The sequence below is a fragment of the Pseudomonas sp. REB1044 genome (assembly GCF_038813925.1).
Classification (GTDB): Bacteria; Pseudomonadota; Gammaproteobacteria; order Pseudomonadales; family Pseudomonadaceae; genus Aquipseudomonas; species Aquipseudomonas boreofloridensis.
On the sequence record NZ_CP046139.1, the window covers coordinates 1,154,680 to 1,170,320 of the forward strand.

A 15,641-nucleotide genomic window follows, 5' to 3' on the forward strand; every position below is an offset into this window, starting at 1 on the left:
GGCCGCCCCTTTCAGTCACCTTGCCCGAATCAGAACTCGTGGTCTGCAGTATCCGGGTTCAGGTTGTCGATGCCCAGCTTGCCGGCGGCCTGCTCGATGGCGCCGGTCTGCTTGACCAGGGCGGCGATGGCGTCGCGCACGATCTGATTGCCGGCGGCATTGTCGGCGGCGATCAGTTGGTCGTAGTGCTCGCCCTTGAGCGCGTGGTCGACGATCACCTGGATCTTCGCCTCGGTGTCCTGCAGGTCGGCCTTGAGCGTAGCGTCGGTGGCCGGGTCGATCTTGGCCACCAGCGACGACAGGCTCGGGCCGCTGACCTTGGAGCCGTCGGGACGGGTGTACTCGCCCAGATAGACGTTGCGGATGCCCTTGGCGTCGTAGAAGTGCGACCAGTGGGTGTTGTCGCTGAAGCAGTCGTGCTCGTCTTCAGGCGAGTTGGCTTCCAGCGAGACTTTCATGCGCTCGCCCGCCAGTTCGCCCAGCGACAGGCTGCCCATGCCGAACAGCATCTTGCGCAGGCCGTCCTTGACCGGCTCGGCTTCCAGCGAGGCGCGGTAGTTGTCGGCGACGTTCGGTGCCCAGTTGTCGACCATCTCCTGCAGGTCGCTGACCAGCAGATCGGTCACCGCTTTGAGGTAGGCGCGGCGACGGTCGTTGTGACCACCGGTGGCGCCTGGGCCTTCCAGGTAGTCCGACGCTGGACGATTGCCGGCGCCAGGGCCGGTGCCGTTGAGGTCCTGGCCCCAGAGCAGGAATTCGATGGCGTGGTAACCGGTGGCGACGTTGGCCTCCGAACCGCCGAGCTCGTTCAGACTGGCGAGCTTCTCGGGGGTGATGTCCTTGACGTCGATCTTGTCTTCGCCCACCTGGATTTCCGGGTTGGCAATGATGTTGGCGTTGGCGGCGGGGTTGCCCAGGGCGTGCTCGTAGCTCTTGTCGACATAGTCGATCAAGCCTTCGTCCAGCGGCCAGGCGTTCACCTGACCTTCCCAGTCATCGATGATGGTGTTGCCGAAGCGGAAGGCCTCGCTTTGCAGGTACGGAACGCGCGAATCGACCCAGGCCTGCTTGGCGGCCTTGAGGGTGTCGTCGTTGGGTTGGGCGAGGAATGCATCGATGGCGGTTTGCAGGTGCTTGGCGGTGCTCAGCGAGTCGCTGTAGACCGCGTGCACCATGTCGGCATACTGCTTGACCACGGCCTTGGCCGCTGCCTCGTCGACCGCTGCCGACGCGCTGGCAGCGGTGCTGGCAGCGGTGCTGGCAGCCGGTGCCTGGGCTTGCGGGGCGGCAGCCTTGTCGTCCTTGCCTTCGCCGCAACCGGCGAGAGCGATGGCGATGGCCAGCAGACTGGCGGAGGCCAGAGGCATTCGAATCATTGTGAGTATCCCTGCGTCGTGTGGTTGGACCATGTGGTGCGGCCGGTGCGTGATGGCACGCTGAACCAGCACATGATGCGAAAGATTTGCATTTGATGTAAAGCGTCAGTGGCGCTTTTCGCGAAAATGGCGTTGCCGCGACCTTCGAGGTCGCTGCCGATCAGAGCACCGACACCTGGTTGCGCTGGGCCTGCTTGAGGAAGGCCGTGAGCTCACGCGCCGGCAGCGGCTTGCTGTAGTGGTAGCCCTGACCTTCGTGACAGCCTTGGGCGATGATGTAGGTTTCCTGCTCGGCGGTTTCCACGCCTTCGGCGATGACCTGCATGCCCAGGCTCTTGCCCAGTTGGATGATGGCGCGAACGATGGTGGCGTCGTCATCGTCGTCGAGCAAATCCTGGACGAAACTCTTGTCGATCTTGATCTTGTCCAGCGGCAGCGACTTCAGGTAACTGAGCGAGGAATAACCGGTGCCGAAGTCGTCGATGGCGATCAGCGCGCCGGAGCGGCGCAGGCTGAGCAGGTGCTGGGCGGCGGTGCTGATGTCTTCCATCAGGCCGGTTTCGGTGACCTCCAATTCCAGGCTGCGCGGCGGCAAGCGATAGGCCTGCAACAGGTTGTTGACCACCCGTGGCAGCTCGGCGTGGTGCAATTGCACGGTGGACAGGTTGACGGCCATGCGCAGGTCACTGAAGCCCAGGTCGTGCCATTCGCGCAGTTGACGGCAGGCCTGGTCGAGCACCCATTCACCGATGCTGATGATGTTGCCGTTCTGCTCGGCCAGGGGAATAAACTGGTCCGGCGGCACCATGCCCAGCTCTGGATGCTGCCAGCGCAGCAGCGCCTCGACGCCCACCACGCGGTTGTCGCGGTAGCTGATCTGCGGCTGGTACACCAGGTACAGCTGGTTACGCGGCAGCGCCTCGCGCAGGTCCTTTTCCAACTCGCGGCGGCGGCGCATCTCGCTGTCAACGCTGGCGATGTAGAACTGGTAGCGGTTGCGCGAGCGGGCCTTGGCCAAGGTCATGGTCTGCTCGGCTTTTTGCAGCAGCTTTTCGGTGCTGTCGCCATCTTCCGGGAACAGGGTGATGCCGATGGTGGCGCGCAGGCGGATTTCCTGGTGGTCGAGGGCGAACGGGGTGTCCAGGTCGTCGAGAATGCTCTGCGCCAGTTCCGCCGCTTCGTAGGGCTGTTCAATATTGGCCTGGACCAGGGCGAACTGGTCGCCGCCCAGGCGCGCCAGGGCACCGAGCCGACCGCTGTGGGCGCGCAGGCGATCGGCCAGGGCCAGCAGCAATTGGTCGCCCACTTGGTAGCTGAATTGCTCGTTGATGCCTTTGAAGTCGTCCAGTCCCACGCACAGCACCGCCACCCGGTGCTGCAGACGTCCGGCATCGGCCAGGATCTTGTCCAACTGCTGCTGCAGTTGCTGACGATTGGCCAGGCCGGTGAGGAAGTCGTACTGAGCCATGCGCTGCAGGCTGGTCTCGGCTTCGTGGCGCAGGTGGGTGTTGCGCTCGATGGAGGCCAGCAGTTGGTTGGCCGTGTCGACCCACAGCCCCAGTTCGTTGCGTTCATGGCCCTTGAGCTGGGGGATCTGGTGCTGACTGGGTCGATCCGGATTGATCTGGGTGAGGTGTTCGATGATCCTCGACAGCGGTTTGGTCAACAGCCAGTGGTAGACCAGATAAAGCACCAGGCCCATGGCCAGGGCGCGCAGCACGCCGGAGATGAAAATGATCACCGCATTGACCAGGAAGCCCTCGCCATAGCTGGCGGTGTCGAGGGTGATGCTGAGGTCGCCGTAGTACTCGCTGTAGGGGCCACGGCCGACCAGTTGCGTGGTGTAGGTGCGTTCCTGGCCGAGGATCAGGTCGGTCAGCCAGCGCAGTGGCATGTCCTGCAGCGGGCGGGATTTCTGCGCGAGCATGGTCTCGTTGGGGTGGCCGATGGAGGCCATGCGCACCGACTGGTCCTGGAACAGACCTTCCATCACCTGCATGCCCATCTCTCGGTCGAGACTGTAGACCGCCTGGGTGGACGGGTCGCGGAACATGTCGAGGATGCGCTGGGCGTCGTTGTCGACGGCCTGGCGGGTCTTGTAGGTGTCATAGACGATCTGCGCGCAACTGAGCACCACGCCCACCGCGAGCGCCGCCAGCAGCACGACCCTGAGCAACTTGACGGACAAGCTGTTCCGAAATTCCAGCTTCAAAGGGGGTTCCTTAATCCATGCGCATGCCATTATTTTGCCATCAACCCTGGCAATACACTATCGACCGATTGCCGCGGCAGGCGAGGAGCCCGTCGCTGGATGCACCCTGGTGATTGTATCGGTTAAGCGACCCGGGGACTTGAATGTCCTGCGTCAACTTTCCAGATGGTTGATGTTAGCGCGCTATGGGCGCGGGGCAAGCGCTGGAGGGCAGGATCATGCAGGCGTCAACCTTCGTGCACGGTGCAAGGGCACGGATCGAGCATGGGGCAGGTTGGAGAAATCCAAAGAATAGCCCGTTGCTGAAGCCGCGGGGCGGGGAATGACCTCGAACGGTTCTGTCTTACGGCCCAAGCACTCCGGGGGAGTGCTTGGGCCGTCGAAGCGACCGAGGTCACCAGGCGCGGCTCACCAGCCTTGGCACAGGCCCTAATCGATATAACTGATCACGGGCGGTAATCCGTACTCGTGCAACCAGCGTTCGTCGTTTCTTGAGTAACAGAAACCTCCGATATGGTGTCCGGGTTTCGACTCCAGGGCCTGGAGTTCATCCACTGTTATCCCTTTTCCGTCCGGCCCCCGCAGATCATGAATATGAATCTTGCGTTTGCGCAGGTTCTGCCGAACCTGTCGGTAATCATCGTTGGTGTATCGGATTGCGTTGTAGAAGTCCACTTGCTCCTGCGAGACCAGTCTTCGGGTTCGGTGGCGGGCAACGGAGTGCTTGTAGGCGCCAGTATCCTCTGCAAAAAATTCACCATCGTTCAGGTAAGGGTCTCGCCGGACCGTGACCTTGCCCGAGGCATTTTTATAGCTCGTCCAGTTGTCGCCGACTTTACTGCCATGAGCGCCCGAATAGATGTGGATATCGCTCATGGAATTACGCCGCGCGATGCGGATCATTGGCTCCTGAATATCGGAGTGAACGACGGCCATGTCCGAGCCCCACAGCATTTTCGCCTGGGGTCCTGTTACGGCCTCTTCATACCATTGAGGGATTCGCTGGAACCGGGGTAGCGTGACGGTCTGGACACCGCGCGACAATTGACCGAATCGTTTCAGGCCGTTCGTCTTGCCACCTAAGTTGCCCGGGATCATGGGCCGCGTCCTGAGCGCTGAGCGACTGGCCATTGAGCGTGTGGCTATCCGGGTCGCCGCCCGTCCCGCGATGAGCGCACCCACCGCCGCTCCTGAGAGACCAATGCCGAGTGATACATAACCCAAGGTTTGTGAGAGCTGCGGGTCACTGTCTTCCAGAACCAACGACGCGATCTCGAATCCAGACGAGATCAGCGCAAGTCCGGTAACTGCCAGCGCGAGACCCAAGGAGGTGCCGCCGGTGAAGGGTGCGGTCATGACCCCGACCGCTGCCATCGCGTAACGAAACTCCTTACTTTCCAACAAGGTGCCGGATACCTTGCGAGAGTACTGGGCGACCCGTTGGTGGCCGCTGGGATCATGGAAGTTGATGGGGTCGGCACCGCAGTAGGCATACGCGGCCGGCCCACCTGGGCCGAAAGGACTCAAGCTGTCCGGGCTCTGGAACGACAAGTACTCTGGGTTGTAGAGCCGGTAGTTGCCCAGGTAGTAAGTGCCGTCTGGTAGCATGGGCTCGCCTTTGAACCCGAGCCAGACATTGGACCGGCTTTGAAACGCTCGATATCCGTAGGGCGAATAGGTGTGATACTCGAGGGTATCGTCGTCGCCGAAATTCGCAAATATCGTGCCACTGGCATCGCGCATTTCGAAACTCGAAGAGACGAGCTCGCCATCGGTCCAGCGCTGTTGCCTGTAACAGCCTGGGCTGTCGTTCACCAAGACATGGTAGTCGCGAAGCGGCGGTTTTTTGGAGTCGACCATCCTGACCTTGGAGCGTGCGTAAACGCTGCCAGCGAAATAATGAAACTGGTAACTCTCGGAAAAATTACTGCTGGAGTGTACGCTGCGTAGTCTGCCCAGGTCGTCGTAACCGTGTGTATAGGTGACCATATCCTTTACATCGAAGGAGCCCGACTTTTTAGGTTGGCCGTTACCGTAGAAGCTGGCGTCTCTTCCTAGCCAGCGGCCGAGATTATCGCTCTTGATCGTTTGAGTGCCGTGTTTGTGCAATAACCCCGGCTTTTGCGGCACGTAGGATCTTTCGAATACAGGGCTCCATCGAGAAGTGCCGGGCCCCCAATCTTTTCGATGTATTGAGTGCGGGTGACATTGCCGAGCAGGTCATAGTCAAAAACCTGTTCGACCATGGCCCCTTCATGGAACATGAAGTGTTTTCCACTGCCCGACCACTTGATCAGCCGTCCATGTGCATCATAAACATAGCGGTCGCTCGAGTGTTCATCGTTCCCGACCTTCAGCGTGCTGCTGGTCAGTTGGCCGTCCGCCGAGAGCGTGCGGCTCAATACATGAGTTGCCATGCCCGGGCATGTAAAGGTGCGTGATACTTCATTACTTAGTGCATCGTAGGCATAGTGAACGGTGAGCGTGCGTTTTTTTCCAACGTCTTCTATGCATTCCTGGGACAGCAGACCATCATCCTGGTAGGTAAAAGTCGTTTTGCAGACCTCATTGACTTGCTCGGTGACCCGACCAAACGCATCGTAAGTATAAGCGGTGGTCTGGCCTACGATGTCTTTCTTCTTCAGGATCTGGCCCCGCAGGCTGTAAAGCGTGCGGGTGTTCAACGATTCGATGATCTTTCCATCCAGCTCATAACTCACCGGACAGAGAACATCCAGCGTCCGAGTGGCGCTGTCCCACGTCGATGAAAATGCTTTTAGGGGAGGAGGAGATCCGTCGTTGGGGGTATCGTCCGACGCCGTGAACGACTCGACGACCCCATTGACCGTCCGGGTATGCAGTTGGCCAAGGGCATCGACCGTTTGTGAACCGAGCACAATAGGTTTTGATGTTTTTTCGTTATTGTCAGTGCTGACCCGCGTCAGTGTTGCCTCGTTGGCGAACGAGGAATGATTATCGGCGGAGTATCGGTTTTCGATGATCAAGCCGTTTTCATTCTGCTTGATCAGTCTGCCGTGTTCATCGTATTCAAATGTTTGCTCGAATGATTGCCCGCCCGCTTTTCGGTGCACGCCAGCGAGTAAGCCATCCTCGGAGTAGCTCAACTGAGTAGCGCTGAGCAGGGCGGCGTTTTTCACATCCAGTCTGCGCGACTCGATGGATGTCTTGCGGCCCTGAGCATCGAAAACCGAGTTGATCTGCAATGTGCCTCGATTGGCCTTGTCCAGGCCCGACTCCTCCGTCAGAGTGCCTGTTACCGGATCCCATCTAGTTGCATAGCTGAAATTGCCGTGCACGGCTTTTCTGGAATGGGCGCTGTAGGTGATGTCGACCGACTTGCTATCCAGTACGTTTTCTGCGGCATCTTTGAGTCTTGAGGTGGTGGTATGACCTGATTGGTCTTGGAGAAAGGTATACAGCGTTTCCAACTGATGCAGGCATTGGTGTCCCGCATCGTAATCGAAGATCCTCGTCGCACACTGGCGGCCCAGATCATCGTAATCGGCTGACGCCATCAGCAACCAGTTTTTACCATCGTAGGTGATCGAGGTTTCCAGGGCTCGTCCCTGCGCATCGACGGTCAGACGACTGGCCAGTGTGGTTCCGGTCTCATGAACCTCATGCTGCAAATACCCTGATGCAAGCTGCGTGCGCGTATGCGTCGTTTCATGGACCACTGCTCCAGCCCGGGTGGACTTGACGTTCGTCAGACACCCGGTTTTGTCGTACGTCCACTGGGTATCGGTGCCCTCGGCATCGACTCGATTCAGCAAGGTATTGGTCAGCGTCGATAGCGTGCTGCTGGACACACTGGGCTCGTTCTCGGGGGATACCACTTTCACGAGTCGGGTCAGTGCGCGCGGATGTCCCTGCGGTTGACTGTAGGTCACAGAGGTAATGACTTTGGTAGAGGCAATCTCTGCCCCTTCACAATCGAGGGCATACAGGGTATTTGTAGTGACTCGACCAAATCCCGGCTTTTTCTTGTCGGTTTCGTAGAGCAATTCCTCGACCTGCATCGCGTCTGCCGCCCACGGCTTTTTCAACTTGAATCCTGTCGAGTTCTGTTTACTCTGCCACGCCAAAGATCTATCCAGACTGGCCATCATCTCCTTGAATGCACTACGCTCTTCTTCATCCTGTGAGGCCTTTAGTTGCGCTTTCAGACTGTCGACGTAGGATTTCGCCCAGCGTTTGGCGATGTTCAATTGCAGTTCCGTGATATCCGTACGTTCGAATGCTGGCTCGAATATGGTCAGCTTTCGGGACGGCACCAAGACGTGCGCTCTGTTCACGTGGGGCTGCTGGATAGGCGTCAGCTTCGCATAGCCATAGAAGTTCAGCCTCTGCGCATGCAGTGTGCCCTGCTTGCGTACAAACACCAGTTCTGACTCAGGGTGGGATGAGAACCCTGCGCTGCTACCGGGATACTTCAGTTCGATAGGGAGCTGGAACGCGCTTTGTGCGTAATCGGTGCCCGTGTGGGACAAGGTCACCGGTGGTGTGCGCGACGGTATACCATGTCAGGCCCTTGTTACCAAAGAAGTAAAAGCCCAAGCCTACCGGATTGGCGTAATCCACTGCAGCGAGGTGCCACTTACTCAACCAGTTTTCGAGGTCGATCTCTGACACTCTCTCATTTTCTTCCTTGATATTGTAGACTTCGTAGTCGTTGTAGTATGTCCATTCGGTGAGCGTGTCGGCATCTTCATATGCCACCAAATTCCCGTAGGCATCAAATTGCCAAGTCACTTTTCCATCTTCTTGGCCATCCTGTGAGCGGGTCGTCGTAATTTGGCTTCGATTCTTATGTTTGACGACACTGAGTTCGTGCGTAGTCTTTACTACGCTGCCGTCCACTTCGAAGGTAGACGAATTGAGCCAGCCTCCCTCGTACACGTAGGTATATTTACCCAGCGTATGGGGTTTGGATGTTCCATCGTTGTCGACCCACGTACCTTGCGTGCAGGTTACGGTCGTTGTGCTGGTGTTATGCTTGCTGTCATCGGCGTAACGATAGGCGGCTGTGAATCGATTGGCGTGCGTTTGGCCGTGTAGCAGCAGGCTGTAGCTGGCCACCGCTGATTTGTTGTACGTAAAGAGTGCCGTATCCGTCAGTGGGTGGTCACCGCGTTCATCGTAGGTACGGATCACTTCGAGTTTTTCGACACGCTGGCCCGTGAGGGCCAAGCGATAGATTTTCTTGGTGGCGTATGTGCCTGCACCGCTCAACGCGAGTTCGATACTGTCTGTTTCATGTTTAGCGTGGATCGTCATCGCCTGGTCGGTGTCTGGATAGACCCGCAGCTGACTGAGTTTGTCCGCCTGCCATTTTACCTGCAGCAAATCGCCTTGCGCGTCGCTGACTGCGGCTAACCGAGGCTGTGTAGCCTTGTCGATCCAGGTGAGCTCTACCGACTGACCGGTGGGCGCCACCACTTGGGTCAGTAGAACGTTGCCCAACGCGTTCTTCCCAGTGCTCACCAATTCATACACTTGAGCGACGCCATTCTTCAGCATCACGCAGATATGTTTCTCGTGGGTGTCTGATTTGTAGTTGTCATTTTCTTCGACATTGGCGACGCGGGCTTTGGTGAAGGCGCTGGCATCCAGCAGATAATCATTGCCGCGTACAAATCCGTGCATATCGACCTGGCAGGAAATTCGCTGCTCATTGATGCAAGGCAGGTCGTTGAGGCTCAAGCGTGAGGTCGAACTGCCCAGTCCTCCCCAGTAAAGCGACCACGTGCCATAGCCGAAAAGCCGTAACGCCATATCCGTCAGGCTGCCGGTCAGTTCAAGTGTGAAGGCAGGTCCAGCGCCGATATCCAGAAAACTTGCGATCGGCAATTGGAAGTGTCCGCGGCCCGTGCGCTCATCGATCGTAATGCAGTCGAATCCACCAAAGTCTTCGCTCATGAGTCTCTCCTCGACTGTTTCACACCGGTGAAAAGTGGGTGATATAGGCGCTCAAAGAGTCGGCCGATCCATGCACATCTAGCAACTGACAGAAATATCAGGGGGCTTGAAAATGAAAAGCCCGATGCCTTTTGAGGGGCATCGGGCTTGAGCGGCTTGGCTCAGACCAAGGGGATTCAGTTCATCCTCCGGTCCGGAACCACTTCAGGCTCGGTCAGGCCTTGAAGGTCTTGCCTTCGAACTGCTCGGCCACGAAGGCCCAGTTGACCAGGTTCCAGAACGCCTCGACGTACTTCGGACGCAGGTTACGGTAGTCGATGTAGTAGGCGTGTTCCCAGACGTCGCAGGTCAGCAGCGGGGTGTCGCCGCTGGTCAGCGGGTTGCCGGCACCGATGGTGCTGGCCAGGGCCAGGGAGCCGTCAGCCTTCTTCACCAGCCAGCCCCAGCCGGAGCCGAAAGTACCGACCGACGTCTTGGTGAACTCTTCCTTGAACTTGTCGAAGGAACCGAAGGCAGCGTTGATGGCATCGGCCAGGGCGCCAGTCGGTTGGCCGCCGGCGTTGGGCGCCAGGCAGTTCCAGTAGAAGGTGTGGTTCCAGACCTGCGCGGCGTTGTTGAAGATGCCTCCCGACGACGTCTTGACGATGTCTTCCAGCGACTTGCCTTCGAATTCGGTACCTGGGACCAGGTTATTCAGGTTCACGACGTAGGTGTTGTGGTGCTTGTCGTGGTGATACTCCAGGGTTTCCTTGGAGATGTGCGGCTGCAGGGCATCGTGGGCGTAGGGCAGCGGCGGCAATTCAAAAGCCATGGTGGATCTCCTGATTCAGGTCTAGTTCGCGGTTTGCGCAGGGCCGATCACGGGCGGCCCTTTGTACGTCGGCGAGTCTTTACTCTTTGCGACGTAAGCGTTCGATCATAGCACCGGCCCCCGCGCATAACCACGCAACAACTATAGGGATTAAGGGTTCCGGCGCGAGGGTGGCGACAGCGACAGGAGGCCGCGTGGCGATCAGCCGAGAATCAACTGCGCTGCCACCGCGAACATCATCACCGCGACCATCAGGTCCAACAGTCGCCAGGTCGTCGGGCGCGCCAGCCAGGGCGCGAGCCAGGCGGCGCCCAGCGCGAGGGTGAAGAACCACACCAGCGAAGCGCTCGCAGCCCCTGCCACGTAAGCACCGGGGACGCTCTGCTGGGCGCCCAGCGAGCCGATCAGCAGCACGGTGTCGAGGTACACGTGGGGGTTGAGCAGGGTCACCGCCAGGGCGCTGAGCAGTACCGCGCGCCGTGAGCGCAGGCCCTGGCCCTCCTGCTGCGCCAGGCTCTGTTTCGAGCAGGCGCGCTGCAGCGCCTTGGCGCCGTACCAGATCAGAAACAGCGCGCCGCCCCAACGCGCCGCTGCGAGCAACATCGGGTTGTGCGCCAGCACGGTGGCCAGTCCGAACACACCTGCGGCCACCAGCAGCGCGTCGCAGGCCACACACAGCAGTGCCACGGGCACATGGTGTTCGCGGCGCAGACTCTGGGCCAGGACGAACGCGTTCTGCGTACCGATGGCCATGATCAGGCCGAAAGCCACCAACATGCCGTTCATATAACTTTGCCACATGGCCATAGACTCCAAGAGCGCCACTGCAAGGTGCGACGCGGTTGCCTGAGAAGAGGCTGGCCATTGTGCTGAGCGCAGAGGTATAAGAAAAACAAATAAAGCTGATTAGGCATTAGTGAAATCGATGTTCGACTACAAATTGCTCGCCGCACTGGCGGCCGTCATCGAGCAGGGTGGGTTCGAGCGGGCCGCCCAGGTGCTGGGCCTGTCGCAATCGGCGGTGTCGCAACGCATTAAACTGCTCGAGGCGCGGGTCGGTCAGCCAGTGCTGGTACGCGCCACGCCGCCAAGCCCGACCGAAGTCGGGCGGCAGTTGCTCAACCATGTCCAGCAGGTGCGCCTGCTTGAGCGCGACCTGCAGCGTCAGGTGCCGGCACTGGACGAGCAGGGCATCCCTGAGCGCCTGCGCATCGCCTTGAACGCCGACAGCCTGGCCACCTGGTGGGCAGGTGCGGTGGGCGATTTCTGCGCCGGCCAGCAGGTGCTGCTGGACCTGGTGGTGGAGGACCAGGACGTCGGCCTGCGGCGCATGCGCGCCGGCGAAGTGGCGGCGTGCCTGTGTGGCAGCGAGCGGCCAGTGGCCGGCGCACGCAGTCTGGCGCTGGGAGCGATGCGTTACCGCGCGCTGGCCAGTCCGGCCTTCATGGCCCGGTATTTCCCTCGCGGCTTCGAGGTCGCGCGCCTGGCCCGCGCGCCCGCCGTGGTCTACGGCCCCGACGACTTCCTGCAACACCGTTACCTTGCGTCCCTGGGCCTGAGCGACGGCTTCATCCATCACCTGTGTCCATCCTCCGAGGGTTTTCTGCGTCTGACCGGAGCCGGGCTTGGCTGGGGACTGGTGCCTGAGTTGCAAGCGCGCGAGCCGTTGGCCAGCGGCCAGTTGATGGAAATCTGCAGCGATACCCCCATCGACGTGCCGTTGTACTGGCATCATTGGCGCAATGGCGGGCAACTGCTCGCCGACTTGACCGAACACCTGCGCCAGTCGGCGCCGGCGTGGCTGGTGCCCTTGTAGGCACGGGCAGCGTCAACTGCATCTGTAATCTGGCAAGGCGGAGTCTTACATGCGAATTCTGGTCACCGGCGCAAGCGGCTTCATCGGCGGGCGCTTTGCGCGCTTCGCCCTGGAGCAGGGCCTGCAGGTGCGGGTCAACGGCCGTCGCGCCGAGGGCGTCGAGCATCTGGTCAAGCGCGGCGCGCAGTTCATTCCGGGTGACCTGGGCGATGCCGAGGTGGCCCGGCGGTTGTGTCAAGGCGTTGATGCGGTGGTGCATTGCGCCGGGGCGGTGGGCACCTGGGGGCGTTATCAGGACTTTCATCACGGCAACGTGGTGCTCACCGAGAACGTGGTCGAAGGTTGTTTGAAAGAGCATGTACGGCGCCTGGTGCACCTGTCCTCGCCGTCGATCTGCTTCACCGGCCGCTCGCGTCTGGAGGTGCGTGAGGACCAGGTGCCGCGGCGCTTCCACGACCACTATGCGCTGACCAAGCACCTGGCCGAACAGAAGGTCTTCGGTGCCCAGGAGTTCGGTCTCGAGGTGCTGGCCTTGCGCCCGCGCCTGGTCACCGGGGCCGGCGACGCGAGCATCTTCCCAAGGCTGATGCGCCTGCAGCAGAAGGGGCGCCTGGCGATCATCGGCAATGGCCTGAACAAGGTCGACTTTACCAGCGTGCACAACCTCAACGAGGCGTTGCTCAGCGCCCTGTTCGCCGACGCGCCGGCCCTCGGCCAGGCCTATAACATCAGTAACGGCCAGCCGTTGCCGGTGTGGGATGTGGTCAATTACGTGATGCGCCAGATGCAACTGCCGCAGGTCACCCGCTACCGCTCCTACGGCCTTGCTTACAGCATGGCCGCCGTCAACGAGGCCGCCTGCCTGCTCTGGCCCGGCCGCCCGCAACCCACCCTGAGCCGCACGGCGGTGCAGGTGATGAGCCAGGATTTCACCCTCGATATCAGCCGCGCCCGGCATAATCTGGACTATCGCCCCAAGGTCAGTCTGTGGACCGCCCTGGATGAATTCTGCACCTGGTGGCAGCACCTGCCGGGCTCGCGCTGAATCCGCCGAACCGGTCACGGTCATCACGACGTCGCCTGCTCTGTTTATAATGTGCCTTTTTTGCTATCAGTTCGGTCGAACCTACCCATGCGCAACGATGCCCACGACGATTTCGATGACGTCCCCGTTCTCAGAGCCGGTACGCCCGACGATGACGAACTGCTGCCGACCCATGTGGCCCGCGTGCGCCAGAAGGCCGAACGTCCCGCCAGCAGCGGGCCACTATGGGCGCTGCTGGTGGCCTCGTTCGTCGCCCTCGGCGGTCTTGGCTGGTGGAGCTATCAGCAGATTTCGCTGATGGAGCAGCAACTGGTCGCCACCCAGGAAAGCTTCGCCCGCATCAGTGAAGAAGCGGCGGGTCGGTTGCAGGTGATCAGTGGCAAGGTGGAGGCGAGCGAGTCGAGCAACAGCTCTGGCAGCGAAGCCCTGAAGCAACAGATCAGCCAGTTGCAGGCGGCGTTGGCTGAGCAGGGCAAGCAGCAGGAAGGTGTCGCTGGTCAGGCGGGTGATATGGGCAAGCGTCTGGAGCAGGTGCTGGAGCAGACCGCCGCGCAGCAGAAAGCGCTCACCGAGATGCAGGCCCAGTTGCAGGAGCAGCTCAAGGCGGTGAATGGCGAGCTGGCGGCGCTCAAGTCGGGTCAGGTGGACGGTGGCAAGCTCGATGGTCAGCTCAAAAGCCTCAGTGGCGAAGTGGCCAACCTGAAGAAGCAAGGCGCGGCCATCGACAGCCTCGCCCAGGATGTGCTGGTGCTCAAGAGCCAGGCCGACAACCGTCCGGCCGCGCAGGCTGCGGGGGCGTCCGTGCAGGAGTTCGATGCCTTCCGTGGCCAGACCACCCGCAGCCTCAACACCTTGCAAAGCCAAATTCAAAACCTTCAGCAGCAGCTCAACGCGCGACCTTGAGCGAATCGCGTTTCAACGCAAATTGCAGCCGGCTCTGAGGTAGTCCTCCAGCGGCCGGTTTGGGCGGAAGGGTTCAAGGTTCCATTCCGGTTTGTCATGGGCAATACGCATGTGGCAGACCATCTGTTGGGTCATGCCGCCGTTGTCATTTTGGACCCACTGCCAATCGCTGCTGAATTTTTCACGCATTTCTCGATCCGCAGCATTTTCCGCATCCGCTGACGGGTTCGCCTTCACTGCCCGGGCGCAGTCTGTCGGCACCAGGCCAAGTGCCCATTCCTTCTTAGGTGGATTGACATCGCTGCGCTCGAACCAGTGGCCGGACACGAAGTAACGTGCGCAGATCACATCACCGAGCTTGGCCTGGGACGCTTCGACATAGTCGAAACGGGCATCGCGCCCAGGTTGTGGCAATGTCAGGGTAATGATCGGGACGAATGTTCCGGTCTCCTGATAGAACCTGCGTTGAGCCTGCTGCGCTTTGGGCAATCCCAACGGCCTGTCGTGCAGATAGAAAAATGCCTGGATCGGCAGACGGGTCGGGATATCCATGTCCCAGGTCTCTGCACGCAATTCGTTGTTTTGTTTGTAGGGTGTGGCCGGCAGCAGTGCCGTGGCCCCCACTCCAGCGTTGAAGCCGCTTACCGCGACCTGCCCCAATCCGCTGACGACCGAAAAGCCGCATTGTCGGCCGGGATGATTGCCGTAGTTGGCAAGCCAGCCTTGGGCTGTGCTGATGCCCTGCAAGTGGCAGGCTCGACTGCTGGCTCCGCCCACTTGTGACGGCCCACAGCCCTGCTCGGAGCGTGTTTGCTGCCCTCCATCGGCTGGAAAGAAGCACAGCACCTGCAAGGCTTGGATACCTGTCGGTCGGTCGTCACCGGGGTAGATGATATAGCCGTCGGTATCGTTGAAGGCCAGGCGGTTGAAAGTGGCATTCTTGGCCAGATACATGTAGGCCGTGCCGCCGTTGGCGCGCTCTTCGGGTGAGGGGTTCCAGCTTTTTTCCTGATTCAGGTGGGTCGTGCCTCGAAGGATCACGCCGGCGCACAGGAACCGAGGTTTATTGCTGCTGCCGCAGTTGACGGGGGCGTCATCGTAACGCGCCTGCAGCGCCGTTGCCGTTTCCGGCCCGGAGGACGCCACTGCCACCGTGTGGCCAAGAGCCAGGCTTACTGCAAGCACGCTCAGCTTCAGTATGACGGGGTATGGATACATGGCGGATCCCTTGCAGGGTTGATGGTGTCGTTAGCGCCCTGTCAGCGCGGCGCCCTAGCGGCGCTGCACCGACCGTAAGTAAATGTGCCTAGGCCGGCAACTGGTAAAAATGTCAGCTGAAGCTCAGGGCCGATCTGCCGAGTCGACCTATCAGTTTTGTCAGGTGTGCGGTGCGTCCATTCTTGCTAAGTTTTTTTGCAGCACTGCGATAGCGAACGAACAGGTGAACCCTAAACAGGGTGCCCTCGAGGCTGAGGGGTACTGTTTTGGCCGAAGAGTTACACACCCTGGCCGTCCGGATCGCTTTGCAAGTTTTCCGA

The 15,641-nt window shown here is 60.1% G+C and carries 11 protein-coding genes; 3 read left to right on the forward strand and 8 right to left on the reverse strand.

What is annotated here, in order from left to right:
* Positions 1 to 29: 29 nt before the first annotated feature.
* The 7 genes from GKC70_RS05415 to GKC70_RS05445 all read right to left on the reverse strand — a co-directional run bounded on the left by GKC70_RS05415 (position 30) and on the right by GKC70_RS05445 (position 11,140).
* Positions 30 to 1,376: an imelysin family protein gene (locus tag GKC70_RS05415; RefSeq protein ID WP_342650666.1), complete on the reverse strand. Its 1,347-nt coding sequence runs from the start codon at positions 1,374 to 1,376 to the stop codon at positions 30 to 32.
* Positions 1,377 to 1,536: 160 nt separating this feature from the next.
* A complete protein-coding gene (locus tag GKC70_RS05420) occupies positions 1,537 to 3,588 on the reverse strand; it encodes a bifunctional diguanylate cyclase/phosphodiesterase (protein WP_295485558.1) in 2,052 nt (683 codons plus the stop codon).
* A gap of 429 nt (positions 3,589 to 4,017) precedes the next feature.
* On the reverse strand, positions 4,018 to 5,718 hold the full coding sequence (locus GKC70_RS05425; RefSeq protein ID WP_342650667.1) for an RHS repeat-associated core domain-containing protein: 1,701 nt from the start codon (positions 5,716 to 5,718) through the stop codon (positions 4,018 to 4,020).
* The gene (locus GKC70_RS05430; RefSeq protein WP_342650668.1) at positions 5,643 to 7,991 is read right to left on the reverse strand and encodes a hypothetical protein; all 2,349 of its coding nucleotides are present in this window, start codon (positions 7,989 to 7,991) and stop codon (positions 5,643 to 5,645) included. Before GKC70_RS05430 ends, GKC70_RS05425 begins: the two co-directional genes overlap by 76 nt.
* 37 nt (positions 7,992 to 8,028) lie before the next feature.
* Positions 8,029 to 9,528: a hypothetical protein gene (locus tag GKC70_RS05435; RefSeq protein ID WP_342650669.1), complete on the reverse strand. Its 1,500-nt coding sequence runs from the start codon at positions 9,526 to 9,528 to the stop codon at positions 8,029 to 8,031.
* A gap of 214 nt (positions 9,529 to 9,742) precedes the next feature.
* On the reverse strand, positions 9,743 to 10,339 hold the full coding sequence (locus GKC70_RS05440) for a Fe-Mn family superoxide dismutase (RefSeq protein ID WP_029613794.1): 597 nt from the start codon (positions 10,337 to 10,339) through the stop codon (positions 9,743 to 9,745).
* A gap of 201 nt (positions 10,340 to 10,540) precedes the next feature.
* Positions 10,541 to 11,140 carry a LysE/ArgO family amino acid transporter gene (locus tag GKC70_RS05445; RefSeq protein WP_342650670.1) on the reverse strand — a complete coding sequence of 200 codons (600 nt, stop codon included), beginning with the start codon at positions 11,138 to 11,140 and terminating at the stop codon, positions 10,541 to 10,543.
* Between the two features lie 124 nt (positions 11,141 to 11,264).
* Here GKC70_RS05445 and GKC70_RS05450 point away from each other — a divergent pair, with 124 nt between their 5' ends.
* From GKC70_RS05450 to GKC70_RS05460, 3 genes are all read left to right on the forward strand, one after another.
* Positions 11,265 to 12,155 (forward strand): LysR family transcriptional regulator ArgP, encoded by an 891-nt coding sequence (locus GKC70_RS05450; protein ID WP_342650671.1) that lies wholly within the window; start codon positions 11,265 to 11,267, stop codon positions 12,153 to 12,155.
* A gap of 49 nt (positions 12,156 to 12,204) precedes the next feature.
* The gene (locus GKC70_RS05455) at positions 12,205 to 13,200 is read left to right on the forward strand and encodes an NAD-dependent epimerase/dehydratase family protein (protein ID WP_342650672.1); all 996 of its coding nucleotides are present in this window, start codon (positions 12,205 to 12,207) and stop codon (positions 13,198 to 13,200) included.
* Between the two features lie 87 nt (positions 13,201 to 13,287).
* Positions 13,288 to 14,103: an ATPase gene (locus tag GKC70_RS05460; protein WP_342650673.1), complete on the forward strand. Its 816-nt coding sequence runs from the start codon at positions 13,288 to 13,290 to the stop codon at positions 14,101 to 14,103.
* A gap of 12 nt (positions 14,104 to 14,115) precedes the next feature.
* On the opposite strand, the gene GKC70_RS05465 is transcribed toward GKC70_RS05460, so the two are convergent.
* Positions 14,116 to 15,321: a DUF2599 domain-containing protein gene (locus GKC70_RS05465; protein ID WP_342650674.1), complete on the reverse strand. Its 1,206-nt coding sequence runs from the start codon at positions 15,319 to 15,321 to the stop codon at positions 14,116 to 14,118.
* Between the last annotated feature and the right edge of the window lie 320 nt (positions 15,322 to 15,641).